Source organism: Micromonospora sp. NPDC004540 (assembly GCF_040610095.1).
Classification (GTDB): domain Bacteria; phylum Actinomycetota; class Actinomycetes; order Mycobacteriales; family Micromonosporaceae; genus Micromonospora.
Map to the genome: position 1 here is coordinate 18,881 of NZ_JBEXLR010000053.1, position 21,447 is coordinate 40,327.

Consider the following 21,447-nt stretch of genomic DNA (forward strand, 5'->3'; position numbering starts at 1 on the left):
ACGGCGCGTGTCCGGAGGCGGGCGAGGATGTGGGCATGGAGTTCTTCTGCTACCACCGCGACCGGCCCGGCTCCCTGGCGCTGCGGGAGGAGTTGCTGGAAGCGCATTGGTCCTACATGGACCGGTACGCGGCGGAGATGATCGCCCGCGGCCCGACCTTCGCGGCCGACGGCGCAACCCCCACCGGCAGCGTGCACATCGTCGACCTGCCCGATTCCGCCGCCGCGCGGGCGTTCGCCTTCGAGGAGCCCAACTACCAGGCCGGTGCGTACCGGGACGTGCTCCTGCGCCGGTGGCGCAACCTGCTGGGGCGCACCATGTGGGACTTTCCCGGGGGCCGGACCGGCGGCGGCCGGTACCTGGTGCTCGGCCTCGGCGCAGGGCAGCCCGCCGACCTCGCCGTGCCGCACGACCGGCACGAGCTGATCGCGTACGGGCCGCTGCTCTCCGACGACGGCGGCAGGTGGCTGGGCACGGCGGCGTTGGTGGCGGCGACGGATCCCGATGAGGCGCGCGCAGTCCTGACCCCGGACCGGTACGCCGAGATCGAGGTGCACGACTGGGCGTTCGGCGGGCGGCCGTCCTGAGCTGAGGAAGGGGTTCTGGTCGCGCCACAGCCCGGGTGATCCCTACCCGGGCTGGGAAATCGACGCGCGGTTCAGGTAGGCGACCTGGGCGGCGAAGGCCAGCAGCGCCAACCCGGTGCCGATGCCAATCGCCAACCCGGACGACAGCCCCGCGAGCCCCGCCAGCAGCGTGACCGCGAGCCCCAGCAGCAGCGCGTTCACCGCGCCCACCATCGCCGCCGTGGTCAGCAACAGCTGCGCCCGCCGGGGCGCGTTACCGACCGCCGCCCAGGTCGCCCGCATGATGCCCTCGCCCTGCACCGCGTCGGCGAAGAAGTCGTGCTCGCCGGCCAGCCGGTGGTGGTAGTACGCCCGGATGCGCTGGATCCGCGCGAGATCCAGCTCGTTCTCCACCATGTTCTGCACCAGCCGCAGGAAGGTGAGCAGGCCGGTGACCACCAGTGTCGGCAGCACCGCCCCGAGGTACGGCCGGACGAGTGCGGCGTTGCTGGCGACGAAACCGAGCCCGATCAGCGCGGCGGAGAGCATCGACAGGAAGACGGTCGCCCGGCCCACCGATTCGGTGACGGTCGCGCTGCGCGAGGTCTGAAGCACGAAATGCTCGGTGGTCAAGGCGGTGAGCAGCGCCTGCTCACGTGCTGCGTCGTCCATGCACCTCACCGTCCGCGGCTGACCAGGGTCATCGTCACGATACGAGTGTCGAGGACGCACGGATCGGGAAACCCGACGCTTTCCCGTGCTGATGATTGGGTGTCCGATCTCGGCTGCTGTCCTACGGGGAGCGTCGTTCCTGGTCGCGAGCCAGCCGCCGTACCTATGGACAACGTGGAGGGCGGCGGCGCGCCCGCCGCTGCCCTCGCCGCATCGGGGTCGCTACCTGAAACGCACCATTTCTCAGCAGACTTTAGCTCCATGCGGTCGTCACTTTTGCTGAACCGGCACAAAGTTTCCGCGTCCGTCGTCTAGCTTCCTGATGTTCCCAGCGATAGCCTCTCGCCGGGAGCACCACACCCGCCTGGCTCGTCGAGATCCGCCTCCACTTCCCATGCTGGAACTGGAAAGGAACCACATGTCCAGCCAACCTCCGGTCGCACGAACCCTCAGATCACACCCCCGCGCGGGCCGAGACACCCGACGGCGTCTGCTGCGCTGCCTCGTCGCCGCCGTCCTACCGGCGGCATCCCTGTCCGCCGGCTCCCTCGCCGTCGGCACCCCGGCCTGGGCCGCGCCCACCAGCGCGCCGGCCATCCTCAGCCCTACCACCCCCACCGGCACCAACGGCTGGTACCGCGGCCCGGTCACCCTGAACCTCTCCGCCACCGACGCGGCCAACGGTGTCCAGCGCCTGGAGTACCGGCTCGGCAACTCGGCGCCGTTCCAGACCGCGGCGTCCGCGGCCGCCCCGTATCCCGCCAGCCTGACCGGGTCGGTTCAGATCACCCAGCAGGGCAGCACCGCCGTCGGGTACCGGGCCATCGGCGGCGACGGCTCGGCCGAGGCTGTCCGCACCATCACCATCCGGATCGACACCGTCGCGCCGGTGGTCAGCTGGCCGGGCATCGTCAACGGGCGCGTCGGCCACACCGCCACGCTGATCCCGACCCGGACCGACCCCGCGCCCGGCTCCGGCGGCGTCTTCGTCCACCGCATGTGGATCGACGGGACCGAGGTCACCCCGCTGCCCGTCGCCACCTCCACCCTGGCCACCGGTGGGCACACGATCAGCCTCGTGGCCAGCGACGCGGCCGGCAACGCGGCCCGGTTCGACCAGGCCTTCATGGTGACCACGTCCTTCGTCGACCTCGACACCCTCCTCGCCGGTGCCATCACCAGCGGCGGGATCAGCGCCGCCGCCGGGGACAGCCTGCGCGCCACGTTGGCCGAGGCGGCGAGCCTGGCCGATGCGGACGACGCCACCGGAGCGGTACGCGCCCTCAACCAGTTCGTCGCCGCCGCACAGCGGGCGACGAAACCCGGCGCCACCCGGGACACGCTGGTCGGTGACGCCCGCTACCTGAAGCAGCAGATCACCGACACGCTGCCGGAGGAACCGGCCACCGGCATGACCGTCACACCGACCGCCGGACCGAACCCGATCCCCGCGGCCACCCCGCTCGCGGCGTCGACGAACTTCCCCGGCGCCAGCTTCCGGGTGTTGTACTTCTCGGCCACCAAGGGCTTCCGCCACGACCACATCCCCGACACCGCCCTGCTCATCCAGCGGCTGGGCGAGCAGTACGGCTTCGACGTCGACATCTGGGACCCGAGGCTCGCCCCGGCGTCGCTGCCGAGCACGCCGTTCACCTCCGCTGCCGACCTGGCGAAGTACAAGACCATCATCTTCTCCTCGCCGGTGGACGGGACGAACCCCAACAGCGCGCCGGACGCGGACGCGCTCAACGCCAGCGAGCTGGCCGCCTTCCAGGGATACATCCGGGGCGGCGGCGGGTACCTCGGGCTGCACGGCGCGTCCGACGCGATCCACAACGTGCCCTGGTACCGCGACCTGGTCGGCGCGTGGTTCACCAACCACCCCGGCGGCCAGAACGGCGAAGGAACCTGCGGTAGCTGCATCAACGTGCGGGTCAACACCGAGGACCCCAGCAACCCGGCGGTCGCGCACCTGCCGAAGACCTGGCTCACCATCGACGAGCTGTACAACTTCGACCACAACCCACGCGCCGAGGTGCACACTCTGCTGAGCCTCGACGAGTCGTCGTACCAGCGGAGCCTCAACAGCGGCAACGCCGCGACCAACCCGCTGCGCCTGATGGACGGGGACCACCCGATCGCGTGGTGCCAGGAGTACGACGGCGGACGCGAGTTCTCGCTCATCCTCGGCCACGATCGCGCGCAGTACTACCGCGACCCGTTCACCCGGATCCTGCTGAGCGGCATCCACTGGACGGCCGACCAGACCGAGGCGAACTGCTCGACCTTCCGGCAGACCCGGACGCTGATCAGCGGCGACGCCGCCGCCGGCGCCCTGGACGCGGAGTCGGCCGCGGCCGCCTCCGCGCTGCTCGACGACGCCCAGGCCGCCTACCTCGAACTGGACTACAACACGGCGACCACGTCGCTCAACCAGATCATCGCGATCGCCGGTAACCCCGCCGCCGGCAGCGAGGCGGCGCGCGCCGAACTCGACCGCCAGGCCCGCCAGCTGCGGGACTGGATGTTGTCCTTGAAGTAGTTCTGCCCCCTGCGTTGCCGCCGGCCCCCTTTGGGTCGGCGGCAACGCGGGCGGGAACGCCCGAGGCGACCTGCGGGCGGTCGCCAGCACGGCACCGGCCTCGGTCAACCACCGCGGGTCCGGCGACCTGGCGAGGTCTCGTCGGACCGTCCCTCCCGGTGAGCATTCGCGCCGCCGGAACACGATCTGTGGAATCGGCCCGCTGTGCCCCGCCCCGCCGTCGGATTCCGATCCCGACAGAGCGAACCGTGGGCCGGGCAGAGGTGTGCGCTGACCCGACGCACAACCCATCCACGAAACGTCCCGAGAACCTGAAACCGACCACCTCCAACGGTTCGGTGGATCTGTCGGGCATGTGGTGCGACCAGCCGCTTGTCGGTAGATGAGAACCGCTCGTCGCCCGATTGGCGCCGCTCAACTCAATTGCAGCACCGCAATGCTGCATCATGCCCCCAGGGCAATTAATGTGATCTATGCGTTGGCACGCAGAAAACGGCCGGCGATCCCGGCGCCTGACTGCCGAACGCGCAATCCCTGGTCGACCATTCGCCGCGCGGCCTTCCCTGCCCGGGCAACTGCCGCAAGCAGAACCACCCACCACTGAGGGAGTCATTCCTGATGAGCCATTCACGCAAGTCCCTGGTTACCACCGGGCTCGCCATTGCGGTCGGCCTGGCAACGGTCGCCGCCCTCACCGGACCGGTCGCCGCCGAACCGGGCTCGGACGCCTCCACACAGGCGACCTCGGTCACCACCGACCAGGTCGTCACCTGGGGCGCCAGCGCGGACCGCACCAGCGGGTCATTCACCGACCAGACGGTCCGCAACATCGTTCACACCAGCATCGGCGGCACGAACCTGCGCATCTCACTGTCGAACGTGTTCGGTGACCGCACCGCGACCTTCGACTCGGTCTACGTCGGCGTTCAGAGCGGGGGCGCCGGCGTCGTACCGGGCACCAACCGGCAGGTCACCTTCGCCGGCAGCAACACGGTGAGTGTCCCCAACGGCGCCGAGGTCCTCAGCGACCCGCTGCCGGGCGACGTGCCCGCCGGCACCAACCTCACGGTCAGCATCCACATCAAGGGCGCCAGCGGCAGCCTGACCGGGCACAACCTGGCCATGCAGACCAACTACATCTCCGGGGCCGGCGATCACACCGCGGACACCGACGGCGCGGCCTTCACCCAGCAGGCGACCCGCTGGTACTGGGTCGATGCGCTGGTCGTCGACCAACGGGAGCAGGTCGACACCGTGGCCACGCTCGGCGACTCCATCACCGACGGCTACGGGTCAACGCGCGATGCCAACCGTCGGTGGCCGAACTACCTCGCCCGCCGCATCGCGGAACAGCCCCCGGCGCACCAGTTCGGGGTCATGAACGAAGGCATCTCCGGCAACCGGGTCCTCACTGACGGCGCCGGCGTGAACGTCCAGGCCAGGTTCGACCGGGACGTGCTTTCTCAGCCCGACGTACGCACCGTCATCCTCATGGAGGGCATCAACGACATCGGGGGTGGTGTCGCGACGTCGGCCGACCAGCTCATCTCGGCCTACCGGATCCTGATCTCCCGCGCCCACGCCGACCAGACCTGCATTCTGGGTGCCACGCTGACCCCGTTCGAGGGCGCCGGCTACTACAGCCCCGCCAAGGAGGTCATCCGTGAGCAGGTGAACACCTGGATCCGGACCAGCGGCGAGTTCGACGGGGTCATCGACTTCGACCAGGTCACCCGCGACCCCGCGAACCCCAAGCGGTTCCTGCCGGCCTACGACGTCGGCGATCACCTGCACCCCAGCGACGCCGGCTACGAGGCGATGGCCAACGCCGTCGACCTCAGCCAACTCGAGTGCAAGCGGTAGCGACACCGGCGCTCTGACCAGCACCAACCCCGGTCAGCGCCGAGAGGAGACCGCCGTAGGGCCCGCGCCACGCAGGCGCGGGCCCTACGCGTAGCGGGTAGTTCGGCTGACGGAGCTCACGCCGGCGGCGTGCCCACCCGATCCACGGTCGGGTTCAGCAGGTCGGCCAGCCGGCCACCGGCCTCGTGCAGCCATCTCTCCGGGCCGTCCAGCGCCGCCTCCACCGCACCCGCGAGCTCCACCAGGGACACCGCCGCCGACACCGACGTCGGTACGGGCCCCCTGATCTGCCCGGCGACCACCCCGACGCGCACGCCGGCGGACGCTGCCGAGTCCAGCAGTGAACCGACCACCTTGCCGCTGAGCGAGGTCTCGTCGAACCGTCCCTCACCGGTGAGCACCAGGTCCGCCCCCGCGAGGGCGTCCGCGAGCCCGACGAGCTCGGCGATCGTCGTCGCGCCCGGGGCGATACGCGCACCCCACAATGCCGCCAGGCCGTACGCGGTGCCGCCCGCCGCGCCCGCGCCCGGCTCGGCGGGGTCACCGCCGGCCAGCTCGGCGAACCGCCTCAGCGCCGCGTCCAGCAGCGTCACGTCCGCCGGTTCCGCGCCCTTCTGCGGCCCGTACACGGCGGCGGCCCCGGCCGGGCCGGTCAGCGGCGCGGTCACGTCGACCAGCAGGTGCACACCGCCGGGCGGCGCGGGGAGCAGGTAGGTGGTGTCGAGGTGGGCCAGGTCGGCCAACGCCGCACCGCCCAGCGGCAGGTCTCGGCCGAGGTTGTCCTGCAGCCGCAGCCCGAGGGCGCGCAGCGCGCCGGCGCCGCCGTCGGTGGACGCCGAGCCGCCGAGGCCGATCACGAGTCGGGTGGCCCCGGCGGCAAGGGCGGCCCGCGCCACCACGCCGAGCCCGTAGGTGTGCGCGCCGAGCGGGTCCGGGTGGGGCATCAGCGGCAGTCCGCTGGACTGGGCCAGCTCCAGCACGGCCGTCCCGTCGGGCAGCAGCAGCCAGGCGGCGGAGACCGGGCCGCCGTCCGGGCCCGGCACGGCCAGGATGCGGCGGTCGGCGTCGGGCAGGGCGGCGGCGAAGGCGTCGACCGTGCCTTCGCCGCCGTCCGCGAGGGGCAGCAGCCGTACGTCGTCGCCGGGCCGGTGGGCGAGCCAGCCGCGGGCCAGGGCCCGGGCGGCGTCGTCGGCGGTGACGGAGCCCTTGAACGAGTCGGGCGCGACGACGATCCGCATCAGTCGGCGAGGACGAGCTGGAGGTACCGGTCCTTCATGGTTGCGAGGACCTCGTCGGGGTCGGTCGCCCACACCTCGGCGTTGAAGATCTCCACCTCGGTGTCGCCGGTGTAGCCGGCCTCCTCGACGGCCCGCCGGAACGGCGGGAAGTCGATGTGCCCGTCGCCCATCATGCCCCGGCCGAGCAGCACGTCGGCCGGGAGCGGGGTGAGGAAGTCGCAGACCTGGAAGCTGGCGATGCGGTCGCCGGCCCGGGCGATCTGCCGCCACACGTCCGGGTCCCACCAGATGTGGAAGGTGTCGACGACGACACCCACCTGCGCGACCGGGAACGGTTCGGCCAGGTCGAGCGCCTGCCCCAGGGTGGACAGCACCGCCCGGTCCGCGCAGTACATGGGGTGCAGCGGCTCCAGGGCCAGCCGAACGCCCCGCTCGCCCGCGTAAGGGGCCAGCTCGGCGAGGGCGTCGGCCACGCGCTGCCGGGCGCCGCGCAGGTCGCGGGAGCCGGGCGGCAGGCCGCCGACGACCATGACCAGGCAGTCCGTGCCCAGGCCGGCGGCCTCGTCGATGGCGCGCCGGTTGTCCTCCAGCGCGGCCCGGCCCGCCTCGCCGCCGGCGGTGAGGAAGCCGCCCCGGCACAGCGACGACACCCGCAGTCCCGCGTCGGCGACGAGCTTCGCGGCAGTGGCCACCCCGATCTCGGCCACCGGCTCGCGCCACAGCCCGATGGCCGGGATGCCGGCGCGGACGCAGCCCTCGACGGCTTCCCGCACCGACCAGGACTCGGTGGTGCGCTGGTTGAGCGACAGCTTCGCCAGGCGCGGGTCGACCCCGACGGCGCTCACGCGGTGCCCCCTTTCGTTCGCGTCTGCGGGGCTCGCAGGACCGGCTCACTCCTCGCGCTCACGCGGTCACCCCGGCGACGGACAGGTAGCGCCGCATCCGGGCGACGGCCAGGTCCGGGTCGAGCAGCAGCCCGGCGGCGTCGGCGAGCCGGAACACCTGCACCAGGTGCGGCACGCTGCGGCCGCTGTGCAGCCCGCCCACCATGGTGAAGCCGGGCTGGAAGCCGTTGAGCCAGGACAGGAAGGCGATGCCGGTCTTGTAGTACTGCGTCGGCGGGGCGAAGACGTGCCGGGACAGCGGCACGGTGAGGTCCAGGATCTCCCGGAAGCCCGCCGTGTCGCCGGCGTCGAGGCGTTGCAGCGCCGCCGACGCGGCGGGGGCGATCGCCGCGAACGCGCCGAGCAGCGCGTGGCTGAACCGCCCGCCGTCGCCGGCGATCAGCTCCGGGTAGTGGTAGTCGTCGCCCGTGTAGACCTTCACGGTGGGTGGCAGCAGCTCGCGCAGCCGCACCTCCCGCTCGGCGTCGAGCAGCGACACCTTCACCCCGTCGATGACGTCGGCGTGGGCCTGGATCAGCGAGACGAACGTCTTCGTGGCCTCGTCGAGCTGCGTCGACCCCCAGTAGCCCGCGAGGGCCGGGTCGAACATGTCGCCGAGCCAGTGCAGCACCACCGGCGTGGATGTCTCCCGCAGCACCTGCTCGTAGACGCGCAGGTAGTCGTCCGGCCCGGTGGCCAGCGCGGCGAGCTGCCGGCTGGCCATCACCACGGCGGTCGCGCCGCACTCCTGCACGAAGGCGACCTGCTCGACGTACGCGCCGACGACCTCGTCCAGGGTGTCCGGCACGCCGGTGAGCTGGTCGGTGGCCGCCCCGGCGACGATGCGCCCGCCGCAGGCGGCGGCCTCGGCGGCGCTGCGCCGGATCAGCTCCCGGGTGGCCGCCCAGTCCAGCCCCATCCCGCGCTGGGCGGTGTCCATCGCCTCGGCGACGCCGAGCCCCCAGGACCAGAGGTTGCGCCGGACGCTCAGGGTGGCGTCCCAGTCCAGCCGGGCGGGCCGGCCGGGCGCGTTGTCCGCGTGCGGGTCGGCGACCACGTGCGCCGCGGCGTACGCGATCCGGCTGGCCGGCGGTGTGGCCGGCCGCTGCCAGCCGGCCGGCTCGTGCAGGGTCAGCTCCTCGGCGCCGCCGGCCGGGCGGGGCAGGGTGATCCGGGCGGTCACAGCCCGAGCTCCTCGATCTCGATCCGGCGTCCCTCCCTGGCCGAGCGCAGCCCGGCCTCGGCGAGCTGGACGCCGCGGGCGCCGGCCAGGAAGTCCCACGGGAACGGCTCGTTGTCGACGACGTGCCGCAGGAACGCCTCCCACTGCACCTTGAACCCGTTGTCGAAGTCGTCGTTGTCGGGGACGGTCTGCCACTGGGCGCGGAAGTTCTCGGTGACCGGGAGGTCCGGGTTCCACACCGGCATCGGGGTGGCGCCGCGGTGCTGGATGCGGCACTCGCGCAGCCCGGCCACGGCGCTGCCGTGCGTGCCGTCGACCTGGAACTCGACCAGCTCGTCCCGGTAGACCCGGACCGCCCAGGAGGAGTTGATCTGCGCGGTGATGCCGCCGGCCAGCTCGAAGATGCCGTACGCGGCGTCGTCGGCGGTGGCCCGGTAGGTCTGGCCGGTCTCGTCGACCCGCTCGGGGATGTGCGTGGCGATGTGCGCGGTCACCGCGGTCACCGGGGCGAAGATCTGCTCCAGCACGTAGTGCCAGTGCGGGAACATGTCCACGGTGATGCCGCCGCCGTCCTCGGCGCGGTAGTTCCAGCTCGGCCGCTGGGCGTCCTGCCAGTCACCCTCGAACACCCAGTAGCCGAACTCGCCGCGCACCGACAGGATCCGGCCGAAGAAGCCGCTGTCGACCAGCCGCTTGAGCTTGCGCAGGCCGGGCAGGAAGAGCTTGTCCTGTACGACGCCGTTCTTGACGCCCTTGGCGGCGGCGAGCCGGGCCAGCTCCAGCGAGCCGGTCAGCCCCTCGGCGAGCGGCTTCTCGGTGTAGATGTGCTTGCCGGCCTCGATGGCCGCCCGGATGGCCTTCTCCCGCTGCGCGGTCACCTGCGCGTCGAAGTAGATCTGGTGGGAGTCGTCGGCGAGCGCGGCGTCCAGGTCGGTCGTGTACGAGGTCAGCCCGTGCCGGGCGGCGATCTCGGCGAGCTTGGCCTCGTTGCGGCCGACCAGGGTCAGCTCGGGCCAGATGCGGCTGCCGTCGCGGGCGGGCAGGCCGCCCTGCTCGCGGATGGCGAGCAGGGACCGGACCAGGTGCTGCCGGTACCCCATCCGGCCGGTCACCCCGTTGAGGATGATCCCGATTGACGTGCGCTCCACGTGTGTTTCCTTCCAGTGGTTATTCGGCGGTCGTCGTCGCACCCAGCAGGTCCCGGATGCGTCCCGTGGCGCGGGCGAACTCCGGCGCCGACATGGTCTGGCCGTAGTCCCGCTCGACGGGAAGGTCGACATCGATGACCTCGGCGACGGTGCCGGGTCGAGGGGTCATGACGATCACCCGGTTGGCCAGGTAGACCGCCTCGGCGATGGAGTGCGTGACCAGCAGGACGGTGGTGCCGGTCTCCCGCCAGATCCGCCGCAGCTCGACGTTCATCTGCTCGCGGGTGAGGGCGTCGAGCGCCCCGAACGGCTCGTCCATGAGCAGCACCGGCGGGCGGTGCAGCAGCGCGCGGCACAGGGCCACGCGCTGCTGCATGCCACCGGAGAGCTCGTTCGGGTACGCGTCCTCGAAGCCGGTCAGCCCGGTCATCGCGATCAGCTCGTCGACGCGCTGGCGTGCCTGCGCCTTCGGCATGCCCCGCATCTCGGCCTGGAGCAGGATGTTGCGCCGGGCCGTACGCCACTCCAGCAGAGCGGCGCGCTGGAAGACGTACCCGATGTCGCGCCGCGGCCCCCGCACGTCCTCGCCGTGCAGGCGGACCTCGCCGGACGACGGCCGCAGCAGGCCGGACACCAACTTCAGCAGCGTGGACTTGCCACAGCCGGAGGCGCCGACGATGGCGACGAACTCGCCCGGCTCGATCCGCAACGAGACGTCGCGCAGCGCGGTGACGTCCTTCTTCTTGGTGCGGAACCGGACCGCGACCTGGTCGATGTCGACCGCGGCGCCGGTCGCCGTGGCATCCGTGGAACGCTGCGTGGTGGTGTTGCCGACCGTCATCGGTCTCATCCCTTCGGTGAGAAGCTCGCGTCCCAGTACTTCGACGGCGACTCCGCCTTGGTGATCACACCGGCGTCGGCGAAGACGGTGATGGTCTTCTGCCAGTCGGACTCGTCGTTGACGCCGGGAGCCTGGCCCTTGGTGGCGTCGGTGTGCAGCAGCTGGAGCGTGGCGTTGAACTGCTCGGTGAGCACCTTCTCCGACGGCAGCTGCTGGGACGCGCCCTGCATGGCCGCCACGGCGCCGGCGGGGTCCTTCTCGGCGGCGGCCCAGGCCTCGCTGCTGGCCGCGACCATCCGCTTGACCAGGTCCTGCTTGTTCTTGATGGTGTCGCCGGAGGCGAGCAGGCCGTTGCTGTAGAAGGTCAGGCCGTGCTCGGCGAACTTCAGGTAGGAGACCTGCTTGCCGGCCTTCTCCTGCATGGTCGGGCCCTGGTCGGTGGCGAAGCCGAGCAGCGCGTCGGTCTTACCCGACATGACGGCGGCCATCTTGCCGGCCGGGTCGGTGTTCTGCAGGGTCACGTCGCTGGCGGCGAGCCCGTTGGCCTTGAGGAACGCCGGGAAGGTCTTGCTCAGCGCGTCGCCGGCCGTGGAGGCGATGGTCTTGCCCTTGAGGTCGGCGGGGGAGGCGATGTTCTTGTCGCTGAAGAACTGCACCGACGAGGGGGTGGTCTGCAGGAAGACGCCGACGCTCTTGACGTCCATGCCCTGGCCGACCCCGGAGAGCAGGGCCGGGGTGTCGGCCCAGCCGAAGTCCGTCTGCCCGGCGGCGGTGGCCTGGATCGTCTTCTGCGAGCCCTGCCCGGCCTGGATGGTCAGGTCGATGCCGTGCTTGGCGAAGATCTCCTGCTTCTTGCCGTAGTAGAACGGCGCGTGCTCGCCGTAGGGGTACCAGTTGAGGGTGAGGGTGACCTTGTCCAGGCCCTGGGCGTTCTTGGCCTGCTCGCCGGAGGACGAGTCGCCGCAGGCGGTGACGGACAGTAGGAGCGCCGGCAGCAGCACGGCGGCGAGAGTACGCAACTTCATCCGAGGGTTCTCCTGTTCACATCGTTGTGGTGGCGGCGTCGGTGCGGCGGCTGGCGTGCCAGGGGAGAACGAGGTACTCCAGCAGTTCGACGACGACGAAGAGGATCACGCCGAGCAGCGACATGATGATCAGCCCGGCGAACAGGGTCGGGGTGTCGAGGTTGCCGTTGGCCTGCAGGATCACGTAGCCGAGGCCCTCGTTGGCGCCGACGAACTCACCGACGACGGCGCCGGTGACGGCCATGGTGGCGGCGACCTTGAGGCCGGCGAACAGGTGCGGCAGGGCGGCCGGGAACCGGATCTTCCGGAACGTCTGGGCGGGACCGGCGCCCATGGTGGCCGAGAGTTGCAGCATCTCCGGGTCGATCGACTTGAGACCGGTGACCGTGGAGATGACGATCGGGAAGAAGGCCATCAGGACCGCGACGACGACCTTGGGGGAGAGCCCGAAGCCGAGCCACACGATGAACAGCGGCGCGATCGCGATCTTCGGAATGACCTGGGCGAACAGCAGCAGCGGGTAGAGGCTCTTCTCGACGGTGGGCGAGTAGACCATGACCACCGCGGAGAGCACGCCGACCACGATGGCGATGGCGAAGCCCAGCACCGTCTCGTACGTGGTGATCCAGGTGTGGTGCGCGAAGTAACCCGGCTGGGCGAGGACGACGTCCAGCGTCGTGGCGGGTGAGGGAACCAGGTAGGGCTTCACCAGCTCCGCGGCGGTGACCACCCACCAGACGACCAGGATGGCCACGAGGACCGCGGCGGGGCGCCAGGTGTTCCGGGCGAACCGGAGCAGGCCGGCGCCCGCCGCAGCCGGGCGGCGGGCGGCCGACGCGGTGGCGCCGGCGGGAGCGGTGCGCTCCGGTTGCTCGATGGTGCTCTGCGCGGCCATGACCCTCCGTTCTCCCTGGCTGGCCGGCGGTTTCCGGGTACTCAGCCGCTGGGTAGGCGCGTGCCGTCGGCAGGGCCGGACGACCCCGCTGAGGACGGGGAACCGGCCCTGAATGCGCTTTCAGTAAGCGCTTTCAGGATGCTACGGTAACCACGCCGAAATAATCCGGTCAAGAACTTCCGCAGGGGGAGATTCGATGCAGCCACGGGCGCACGTGACCTTGGAAGACGTGGCCAGAGCGGCGGACGTCTCGCTGGCCACGGCCTCCCGGGCGCTCAACGGCATGCGGGTCACCCCGCAACTGCGGGACCGGGTCATCGCCGCCGCCGAGAAGCTGGCCTACACCCCCAACGCGCACGCCCGGGCCCTCGCCGGCGCCTCGCACCGCACCGTCGGCGTCATCTGCCACGACGTCACCGACCCCTACTTCGCCGCCATCGCCGGCGGCGTCATGCGGGTCGCCGGGGACAACGACCTGCTGGTCATGCTGGCCAGCACCTTCCGCGACCCCGAGCGCGAGATCGCGTACGTGTCGATGCTGCGCGCCGAGCGCGCCCCGGCCATCCTGCTGATCGGCTCCGGCTTCGAGGACGCCCGCTGGGAGCGGGCCCTGGAGGCCGAGCTGAAGCCCTACCTGGACGGTGGCGGCCGGGTCGCCGTGGTCAGCCGGCACCGCAGCCTGAAGGTCGACAGCGTGCTGCCGGAGAACCGGGCCGGCGCCGCCGCCATGGCCCGCGCCCTGCTCGACCTCGGCCACCGCCGGTTCGCCGTGCTCTCCGGGCCGCGGGCGCTCACCACCGTCGCCGACCGGCTCGGCGGCTTCCGCGACGAACTGGCCAAGGCCGGCGTGACGCTGGACCCGGCCGACGTCGTCGAGGGCCCCTTCACCCGCGACGGCGGGTACGGCGCGATGTCCGAGCTGCTGGCCCGGGGATCGGCGGCCACCTGCGTGTTCGCGCTGACCGACGTGATGGCCATCGGCGCCTGCGCGGCGCTACGCGACAACGGCCTGTCGGTGCCGAACGACATCTCGGTCGCCGGCTTCGACGACATCCCGATCGTCCGCGACCTCACCCCCCCGCTGACCACGGTGGCGCTGCCGCTGCAACGGCTCGGGGAGAAGGCGATGGAGCTGGCGCTGACCGAGAACAACGGACGCCGGCGCCGGCTGCTGCGGATGGGCGGCGAGGTGGTCGTCCGGGCCAGCACCGCCAAGCTCGTCTGACGGAGGTTGTTTCGTGATCTCGCCCGCCACCGCCCTGTCGGGGCTGACCATCGACGCCGTCGACACGTACGCCGTCGCGCTGCCCACCGTGCGCTCGTTCGGGGTGTCCGGCGGGTCGGTCGCCGTCGCCGGCACACCCAGCATCCGCATCCTCGTGAAGGTCACCGCCGACGGCATCGCCGGCTGGGGTGAGGCCACCCCCATCCCCGCCTGGACCTACGAGACCGCCGAATCGATCGTCACCACCATCGACCGGTACCTCGCCCCGGCCATCCTGGGCCGCCCCGCCTGGGACCTCGACGGCGTCACCACCGCCTTCGACCGCGCGATCAACCGCGGCTTCACCATCGGCTCGCCGCTGGCCAAGAGCGCCGTCGACGTGGCCCTGCACGACCTGCTCGGCCGCGCGCTCGGCGTACCGGTCGGGGTGCTGTGGGGACAGCGCCGCCGGGAGACCATCGAGCTCGGCTGGATCGTCTCCGGGCAGACCGCCGAGGAGGTCGCCGACGCCGTCGCGGAGGGCGGCAAACTGGGCTACCGGGCGTTCAAGGTGAAGGTCGGCCTGCACAGCGAGGCCGAGGACGCCGCCGTGGTGCGGGCCGTCCGCGAGGCCGCGCCCGACGCCGCCCTCTGGGTCGACGCCAACCAGGGCTACACCGTCGACGGCGCACTGCGGATGGCCCGCCGGCTGGCCGACCTCGACGTCACCGCGTTCGAGCAGCCGCTGCCGGCCAACGACGTGGCCGGGCAACGCCGGCTGCGGGAGACCTCACCGATTCCCGTCGCGCTCGACGAGAGCCTGCGCCACCCGAGCGACCTGGCGACGTTCGTGAAGCTCAACGCGGTGGACGTGGCGATCGCCAAGGTGCAGCGCAGCGGCGGTCTGACGCTGTCCCGGCGGCTCTGCGCCCTCGCCGAGGACGCCGGGGTACGGCTCATGGGGTCGGGGCTCACCGACTCGGACCTCGGGCTGGCCGCGTCGCTGCACCTGTTCGCCGCGTACGGCATCGACACGCCCGTCGACCTGAACGGCCGGCAGTTCCTCACCTCCTCCTACGCCACCGGCGCGACCGTCGAGGTGCGCGACGGCGTCGCCCAGGTGCCGACGGGGCCCGGGCTCGGCGTCGAGGTGGACGAGTCGGTGGTGCGGGAACTCGCCGTGGACGTGCTCGCCCGGTAGTCCGGGGTTCGACTCACGGCTTCGACCAGAACGGATCCCGGCCGATGAAGCCCAGCAGTTTGGTCTGGGCATCCGCGTCCGCGGGCACCGCCACTCGCGGGCCGTACTGGCCGGAGGAGCGGATGACCTCCTCCATCTGCTCCATCCCACCGAGGAGTTCAGCGCAGAACTCCGGGTCCAGCGCGTCGCCCTGGCCGGTGGCCCTGGAGAGGTCCCAGGTGTGCATGAACACGTCGGTGGTGTAGAACCGGTCGATCGCGGCCGCCAGCGGCAGGCTGCCGATGTGGGGGTTGGTGAGGTGCCGGTGCGCCGTCTCCGGATCGTCCAGCACCGCCTGCACGGCATCGCGGTGAATCTGCCAGGCGGCGACCGGGTCCTCGTCCACGGACGGCCCCTTGGGCAGGTCGATGCCGGCGCCGGAGGCGAGAAACCCGGGGAACCATTCGGTCAGGTGACGCACCACGTCGCGGGCGCTCCAGCCGGCGACCGGGGCTGGCACGTCCCACGATCGGGCACCCCGGACCCGGTCGGTGAACAGCCCGGCGACCTGCCGGTGCCGAGCGGCCGGGCGGTCAGACAGCGCCATCGATGATCATCCTCTCCAGCTTCGCGTAGCCGTCGTTGACACCGACCTCCATGCCGCTGCGCAGCCACGCGTCGCGGCCTTCGAAGCTGTCGACGAGGGACTGTGTCCGGAGCCGCGTGCGGCCGTCGCCCAGGTCCTCGAACCACAACGTCTCCAGCGCGACTCCGTCGGGCTCGCCTTCGAACGTGAAGGTCTGCACGATGCGGTCCGGCCGTACCTCGTGGAAGCAGCCGCGGAACCAGTACTCCGTGCCGTCGTGCGTCGAGACGTACCGCCAGCTGCCGCCGGTGGATGCGTCCCAGTGCTCGATGCGGGTGGCCGTGGTGTCGGGACCGACCCACCGGGCGTACAACTCGGGATCGGTGTGGGCGCGGAACAGCTGCTCGGGCGTTGCCGCGAAGTCACGACTCATCCGGATGACCGGCAGCCTCGGATCGGCCTCGATTGCTGTCTCCGTGATCCTGTCCATGCTTTTCTCCTCTCATCTCCGCCAGCACGGCGTCGAGGCGGCGATAGCGCTGCTCGACGCGGCGCCGGTGGCGCTCGATCCAGGTGTCCATCAGGTCGAGGGCCTGAGCCTCCAGGCGCACCGGCCGGGGCTGCGGCCCGCTCGGCCGGCTGACCAGTCCGGCGTCCTCGAGCACCCGCAGGTGCTTGTAGACCGCCTGCAGCGTCATCCTGTACGGCTCGGCCAACTGGCTCACGGTCGCGTCGGTTTCGGAGAGCCGGGCCACCATGTCGCGCCGGGTCGGATCCGCGAGGGCGGCGAAGGCCCGGGACAGCGCATCCGTGGTCATCCGTTCCGCCCTTTCAACTAGATGGTTTAAAGCACTGTAGGCACCGGGCGAACCAGCCGTCAACAACCCGCCCGGTCCTCGGGTTGCCCGCCCTCGATCGGTGGAGTAGGCAGGAGGTTCACTCATGTCGATCTGGGAGGCCACATGAGATTTCGGGCCCTCGTCACCGCGACCATCGCCCTGGCCACGCTCATGGCCGGGACCACCGTTCCCGCCCAGGCGAAGCCGGCCGCGCCGCCGAAGGAGTCGGTGGCCGTCGGGTACGGGGGAGCGGTGTCCACCGTGGATGCCACCGCCACGGCCGTCGGCCTGGACGTGCTGCGCCGCGGCGGCAACGCGGTCGACGCGGCGGTCGCCGCCGCGGCGACGCTCGGCGTCACCGAACCCTTCTCGGCCGGCATCGGCGGCGGGGGCTTCTTCGTCTACTACGACGCGAAGAGCCGGCGGGTGCACACCATCGACGGCCGCGAGGCCGGACCCGCCTCGATGAGCGAGACCACCTTCATCGACCCGGCCACCGGAGCGCCGTACCGGTTCGACGAGGCCCGGATCAGCGGCCTGTCGGTCGGCGTCCCGGGCACCCTGCTCACCTGGCAGGACGCGCTGGACCGCTGGGGCACCCGGTCGCTCGCGCAGCTGCTCACGCCCGCCGCGCGGGTCGCCGAGGACGGCTTCCCCGTCGACGAGACCTTCGCCGGGCAGGTCGCCGGGAACCGGGCGGCGTTCGGCCAGTTCAACTCGACCAGCGCGCTCTACCTGCCCGGCGGGCAGCCGCCGGCGGTCGGCAGCACCTTCCGCAACCCGGACCTCGCCGGGACGTACCGGCTGATCGCCAAGCGGGGCACCGACGTGCTCTACCGCGGCGAGGTCGGTCGCGATGTGGTCGCGACCGTGCAGCACCCGCCGGTGGCGGCGCAGCCGGTCGGCTCGTGGCCCTACCCGATCCGCCCGGCCGGCATGACCGCCGCCGACCTCGCCGCGTACCGCACCCGATTCCCCGAGCCGGCCCGGTCGGACTACCGCGGTTTCGAGGTGTACGGCATGTCCACCCCGTCCAGCGGCGGCACCGCCGTGGGGGAGGCGCTCAACATCCTCGAGCAGTTCGACCTGCGGTCCATGACCGCGACCCAGGCGATGCACCACTACCTGGAGGCCAGCGCGCTGTCGTTCGCCGACCGTAACCGGTACGTCGGCGACCACACCCAGCAGAACGTGCTCCGCGAGCTGCTCAGCGACGCGTACGCCAAGGAGCGGGCCTGCCTGATCGACCCGTCGGCGGCACTGCCGAAGCCGGTCGCGCCCGGCGTCCCCGACGGCGCCTACGGCGGCTGTTCGGCGGCGGCGGTCGCCGACGTCCGCGACGACCGCACCGGCACCACCAACCTGACCGTGGCCGACCGGTGGGGCAACGTCGTGGAATACACGCTGACCATCGAGGCGACCGGCGGCAACGGCATGGTTGTGCCCGGCCGGGGATTCCTGCTCAACAACGAGCTGACCGACTTCAATTTCGCGCCGACCCAGGGCGCCGCGACCGACCCGAACCTCCCGGGGCCGGGCAAGCGCCCGCGCAGCTCCATGTCACCCACGATCGTGCTGGCCGACGGCCGGCCGTTCCTGGCCGTCGGCTCGCCCGGCGGCGCCACGATCATCACCACCGTCCTGCAGATGCTGGTGAACCGGATCGACCGGGGCATGACGCTGCCGGAGGCCCTCGCCGCGCCGCGGGCGTCGCAGCGCAACGGCGCCAGCACCCAGGCGGAGTCGGCCTTCATCACCGGGTACGCCACCGGCCTCCCGCCGGGCCACGCCTTCTCGCCCACTGCGGAGATCGGGGCGGCGACCGGTATCGAGTTCCTGGCGGACGGCCGGCTGGTCGCCGCGGCCGAGCCCGTACGCCGCGGCGGCGGCGCGGCGGCCGTCGTCGGCCGCTGGGGGCGCGACTGACGACGGGGACCGCGGTGATGGCGCTGGCGCCGAGAAGTCATACCTCGGGTCGGCTCTCGGTCCAGCGCCGGCGGGGACGGTGCGACAGGCGTAGGAGCCGACGGCGGCCATCTTCCGCAGGTGTCCGATGACCTGCCGCACGTCGGTCCGTAGGTTCGGTTCGACCGTTGTGGCGGCTGGCCCGTGTCCGTACCGACGAGGGACCTCGAGCCGCTGGTCGACGGGTGGTGTGGAGAGGGGGAGCACGCAGATGCGAAGAGGGAAGCTTGCCGGGCGCGGCTCCGTGCTGGCCTTGGCGGTCGTGGCCGCCGGCCTGCCGGCGACCGGCGCCGTGGCCGGGCCGGGGGCCGACGAACGCCCGGCCAGCGCGCAGGGGTCGAACCCGGAAGACTGCGCGCAGTGGTCGTACCCGGAAGACCCCGGCTTTGTCGCCACGAGTCCAAGGGAACTGGATGGCGCCAAAGCCAGTTGGGAAACCCCGGAATATGGTTATTATACCGGCCATAATCCTTCTACTCCTGGCACGGCCGTCAATTCCCCGTGGCAGCTCACCGCGGTAAACGCGTCCACCGCCTACGCCTTGGGGTACTGCGGGCAGGGCGTCAAGCTGGGCATGATGGATTCGGGCTACCGGCCTACACACGAAGCATTTCAGACCGAGCTGATCGAGCCGGTTGCAGGGGAGGGTGTGTACGGCACGTCCGGCTACGGGTATCGTGGTGCGATCCCGGCGAACCCTTTTACTGCGGGCGAGTGGTTCACTGTGGCCGGTGATCAGGCGAGAACAAGTGACTATTCGCACGGGACCGGTATGCTTGGGGTTACCTCCGGCATGCGCGATGGTATAGACCAGCACGGCATCGCCTTCGGGTCGAAGATGTATGTGGCCAAGACCGGCGGCTCCGACAGCCAGTCCCACGGCCCCTTCCACGATTACGTGTACTGGTATACGGCCAATAAGGCCCTGGTCGATGCAGGCGCCCAGGTCATCAACAGCAGTTGGGGCTCTTTTGTCCAGACTCTTGACAGGGCCCGCTATGACGGCTCGGGAAAGGACCTTGGAGTCAACGGCAACCGCGCCAACGCTTACCAACTGCCTGGCAAGGACAGTGCCAGCGCCACGGCAATGGCGACCATCATCCCCAACGAGTACCTGAAGGATCTGGAGTACCAGTATTTCTTCTTCAAGAAGAGCTACTCGGAAGGCGGCATTCAATACAATCCGAAGTACCCCGGACGTTCCTTCATGGACGCCATCTGGGACGCCATCAAGGACAGCGGTACCGTCAACGCGAGGTCGGCCGGCAACAACGACTGGAGCAACCCGTATTTTCGCCCGGCGTATCCCCTCTTCAATCCTTCGGCGGAAAAGCAGTGGATAGCCGTCGGCGGGGTGCAGCCGCCCACTGCGACCAATCCCGAATACACCAAGCAGTTCGGGTACAACGAGGCGGGGCTCGCCAAATGGTGGAACGTGTCTACCCCCTCAAACAACGTTCGGACCACGAGCAGTGGTGGTGACACCAACTATTCGAACTCAAGCGGCACGTCACCGGCAACGCCCGTTGCGACAGGGGTGATGGGGGTTCTGCTCTCCCGCTATCCGGACATGGACGCCAAGCAGGTGCGTGAGCTGATGTTCACCACGGCGAACAACAAGATGTCCGACGGCGTGAGATTCCTCGGCACCGGGCAGACCTCCCCCTCCGGGGCATCCATCGCCTGGACCGCTCCCGACGGTCTTCCGGACGAACGCTGGGGCTGGGGGATTCCCGATCTGGCCAAGGGCATGTACGGCCCCGGCCAGCTCCTGAGCCCCATGACCTACAACATGGATAAAGCGCCCCTGGACGTCTGGTCGAACGACATCAGCCAGATCGCGATCAAGGAACGGGAAAAGGAAGATCTGGAGTGGCTGGCGGGCTACAAGGAGCAAGGCATTGCCTACGCCGGTGAATTCAGCCCCAACGTGCTGAACCCGGACGGCACGCTTGACGAGCAGGCCTTCATGCTTCAGGGCATTCTGGGTGATCCCCACATCCAAGCTATCACCAACGGCCATCCCGAGTTGTACGACAAGATCACCTATGAGGATGCCGTCAAGTGGCGCAAGGAATGGATGGACCAGCGCGCGGCCTACATTCAGAACAACATCGACAACAACCTCTACACGGCCTCTCTGACCAAGCAGGGCCCCGGGACGCTGATCATGACGGGCGACGAGACCTACGAGGGCGGCACGACGGTCGAGGGCGGCAAGCTTTCGATCACCGGCTCGCACGCAAGCTCGATCGACGTCAAGGGCGGCACGTTCGGCGGCAGTGGCAGCGTGGGTGACAGCGTGACCGTCACCAGCGGCGTGCTGCGGCCCGGGCTCGCGTCCGACGAGGCCGCGCACCTCACCGGCGCCTCCGCGGGCAACGTCCTGAGCGTCGGCGGGAACGTGACCGTCGGCAGGCAGGGTGGCGTCGCCGTCACGATCTCCGGCGACCGGGACTACACGAGCGTCCGGGCGGCGGGCAAGCTGGTGCTGGACGGCGAGCTGGACCTGGACGTGCGGGGCAAGCTGACTCCGGGCACCGTGTTCACGATCATGAGCGGTAGCTCGATCAAGGGCGCCTTCCACGCGCTGCCCGAGAACCGGGCCCTGAACGTGGGCGGTTACCTGTTCCGGGTGTCCTACAAGAACAACAGCATGACCCTGACCGTCATGCACCCGGTGCCGGACAACGGGAAGTAGGCCGTGATCTGCGGCTCGACCATGATCGAGCCGTGGTGAAGGGACCATGAGGAAAGGCGGGCCGGGCGCCCGCAAGAGACGGGGCCGCGCCCCAGCAAAGAAAAACTGGAAGTCT

Annotated in this window: 18 protein-coding genes; 7 read left to right on the forward strand and 11 right to left on the reverse strand. The window is 70.8% G+C overall.

The features are described from left to right. Positions 1 to 35: 35 nt before the first annotated feature. Positions 36 to 587: a YciI family protein gene (locus tag ABZV78_RS18735; protein WP_355640114.1), complete on the forward strand. Its 552-nt coding sequence runs from the start codon at positions 36 to 38 to the stop codon at positions 585 to 587. Between the two features lie 42 nt (positions 588 to 629). Here ABZV78_RS18735 and ABZV78_RS18740 read toward each other — a convergent pair whose 3' ends face one another. Then, positions 630 to 1,238, reverse strand: coding sequence for a hypothetical protein (locus ABZV78_RS18740; RefSeq protein WP_355640116.1), 609 nt, complete (start codon positions 1,236 to 1,238; stop codon positions 630 to 632). A 418-nt stretch (positions 1,239 to 1,656) separates the two neighbouring features. Here ABZV78_RS18740 and ABZV78_RS18745 point away from each other — a divergent pair, with 418 nt between their 5' ends. Together ABZV78_RS18745 and ABZV78_RS18750 are read left to right on the forward strand one after the other, a co-directional pair. Further along, positions 1,657 to 3,780 carry a ThuA domain-containing protein gene (locus ABZV78_RS18745; RefSeq protein ID WP_355640118.1) on the forward strand — a complete coding sequence of 708 codons (2,124 nt, stop codon included), beginning with the start codon at positions 1,657 to 1,659 and terminating at the stop codon, positions 3,778 to 3,780. A 618-nt stretch (positions 3,781 to 4,398) separates the two neighbouring features. Next, positions 4,399 to 5,643, forward strand: a complete 1,245-nt coding sequence (locus ABZV78_RS18750; RefSeq protein WP_355640120.1) for an SGNH/GDSL hydrolase family protein — start codon at positions 4,399 to 4,401, stop codon at positions 5,641 to 5,643. Positions 5,644 to 5,759: 116 nt separating this feature from the next. Here the strand turns inward: ABZV78_RS18750 and ABZV78_RS18755 are convergent, their stop codons facing one another. The 7 genes from ABZV78_RS18755 to ABZV78_RS18785 are packed head-to-tail and all read right to left on the reverse strand — an operon-like array spanning position 5,760 to position 12,857. Next, entirely contained in the window at positions 5,760 to 6,881 is a 1,122-nt protein-coding gene (locus ABZV78_RS18755) for a glycerate kinase (RefSeq protein ID WP_355640121.1), read from the reverse strand. Further along, positions 6,881 to 7,726 (reverse strand): sugar phosphate isomerase/epimerase family protein, encoded by an 846-nt coding sequence (locus ABZV78_RS18760; RefSeq protein ID WP_355640123.1) that lies wholly within the window; start codon positions 7,724 to 7,726, stop codon positions 6,881 to 6,883. Before ABZV78_RS18760 ends, ABZV78_RS18755 begins: the two co-directional genes overlap by 1 nt. Before the next feature lie 58 nt (positions 7,727 to 7,784). Further along, positions 7,785 to 8,948: a dihydrodipicolinate synthase family protein gene (locus ABZV78_RS18765; RefSeq protein ID WP_355640125.1), complete on the reverse strand. Its 1,164-nt coding sequence runs from the start codon at positions 8,946 to 8,948 to the stop codon at positions 7,785 to 7,787. Further along, entirely contained in the window at positions 8,945 to 10,096 is a 1,152-nt protein-coding gene (locus ABZV78_RS18770; RefSeq protein ID WP_355640127.1) for a Gfo/Idh/MocA family oxidoreductase, read from the reverse strand. The genes ABZV78_RS18765 and ABZV78_RS18770 overlap by 4 nt, the downstream gene beginning before the upstream one ends. 19 nt (positions 10,097 to 10,115) lie before the next feature. Further along, entirely contained in the window at positions 10,116 to 10,937 is an 822-nt protein-coding gene (locus tag ABZV78_RS18775; protein ID WP_355640129.1) for an ABC transporter ATP-binding protein, read from the reverse strand. A gap of 5 nt (positions 10,938 to 10,942) precedes the next feature. Then, entirely contained in the window at positions 10,943 to 11,962 is a 1,020-nt protein-coding gene (locus tag ABZV78_RS18780; RefSeq protein WP_355640131.1) for an ABC transporter substrate-binding protein, read from the reverse strand. Between the two features lie 16 nt (positions 11,963 to 11,978). Next, positions 11,979 to 12,857, reverse strand: coding sequence for an ABC transporter permease (locus ABZV78_RS18785; RefSeq protein WP_355640133.1), 879 nt, complete (start codon positions 12,855 to 12,857; stop codon positions 11,979 to 11,981). Positions 12,858 to 13,086: 229 nt separating this feature from the next. On the opposite strand from ABZV78_RS18785, the gene ABZV78_RS18790 reads away from it, so the two are divergent. Beyond that, positions 13,087 to 14,082 (forward strand): LacI family DNA-binding transcriptional regulator, encoded by a 996-nt coding sequence (locus ABZV78_RS18790; RefSeq protein ID WP_355640135.1) that lies wholly within the window; start codon positions 13,087 to 13,089, stop codon positions 14,080 to 14,082. Positions 14,083 to 14,095: 13 nt separating this feature from the next. Further along, positions 14,096 to 15,262, forward strand: coding sequence for an enolase C-terminal domain-like protein (locus tag ABZV78_RS18795; protein ID WP_355640137.1), 1,167 nt, complete (start codon positions 14,096 to 14,098; stop codon positions 15,260 to 15,262). A gap of 13 nt (positions 15,263 to 15,275) precedes the next feature. On the opposite strand, the gene ABZV78_RS18800 is transcribed toward ABZV78_RS18795, so the two are convergent. The 3 genes from ABZV78_RS18800 to ABZV78_RS18810 are packed head-to-tail and all read right to left on the reverse strand — an operon-like array spanning position 15,276 to position 16,645. Beyond that, on the reverse strand, positions 15,276 to 15,848 hold the full coding sequence (locus ABZV78_RS18800) for a TIGR03086 family metal-binding protein (protein ID WP_355640139.1): 573 nt from the start codon (positions 15,846 to 15,848) through the stop codon (positions 15,276 to 15,278). Then, complete coding sequence (locus ABZV78_RS18805) at positions 15,835 to 16,317, reverse strand: SRPBCC family protein (RefSeq protein WP_355640141.1); 483 nt, start codon at positions 16,315 to 16,317, stop codon at positions 15,835 to 15,837. The genes ABZV78_RS18800 and ABZV78_RS18805 overlap by 14 nt, the downstream gene beginning before the upstream one ends. Next, entirely contained in the window at positions 16,250 to 16,645 is a 396-nt protein-coding gene (locus tag ABZV78_RS18810; RefSeq protein ID WP_355640143.1) for a metalloregulator ArsR/SmtB family transcription factor, read from the reverse strand. Before ABZV78_RS18810 ends, ABZV78_RS18805 begins: the two co-directional genes overlap by 68 nt. A gap of 144 nt (positions 16,646 to 16,789) precedes the next feature. Between ABZV78_RS18810 and ggt the strand changes: the two genes are divergently transcribed. Further along, positions 16,790 to 18,592, forward strand: coding sequence for a gamma-glutamyltransferase (gene ggt, locus ABZV78_RS18815; protein ID WP_355640145.1), 1,803 nt, complete (start codon positions 16,790 to 16,792; stop codon positions 18,590 to 18,592). A 250-nt stretch (positions 18,593 to 18,842) separates the two neighbouring features. Then, complete coding sequence (locus ABZV78_RS18820) at positions 18,843 to 21,332, forward strand: S8 family serine peptidase (protein WP_355640147.1); 2,490 nt, start codon at positions 18,843 to 18,845, stop codon at positions 21,330 to 21,332. Positions 21,333 to 21,447: the final 115 nt, after the last annotated feature.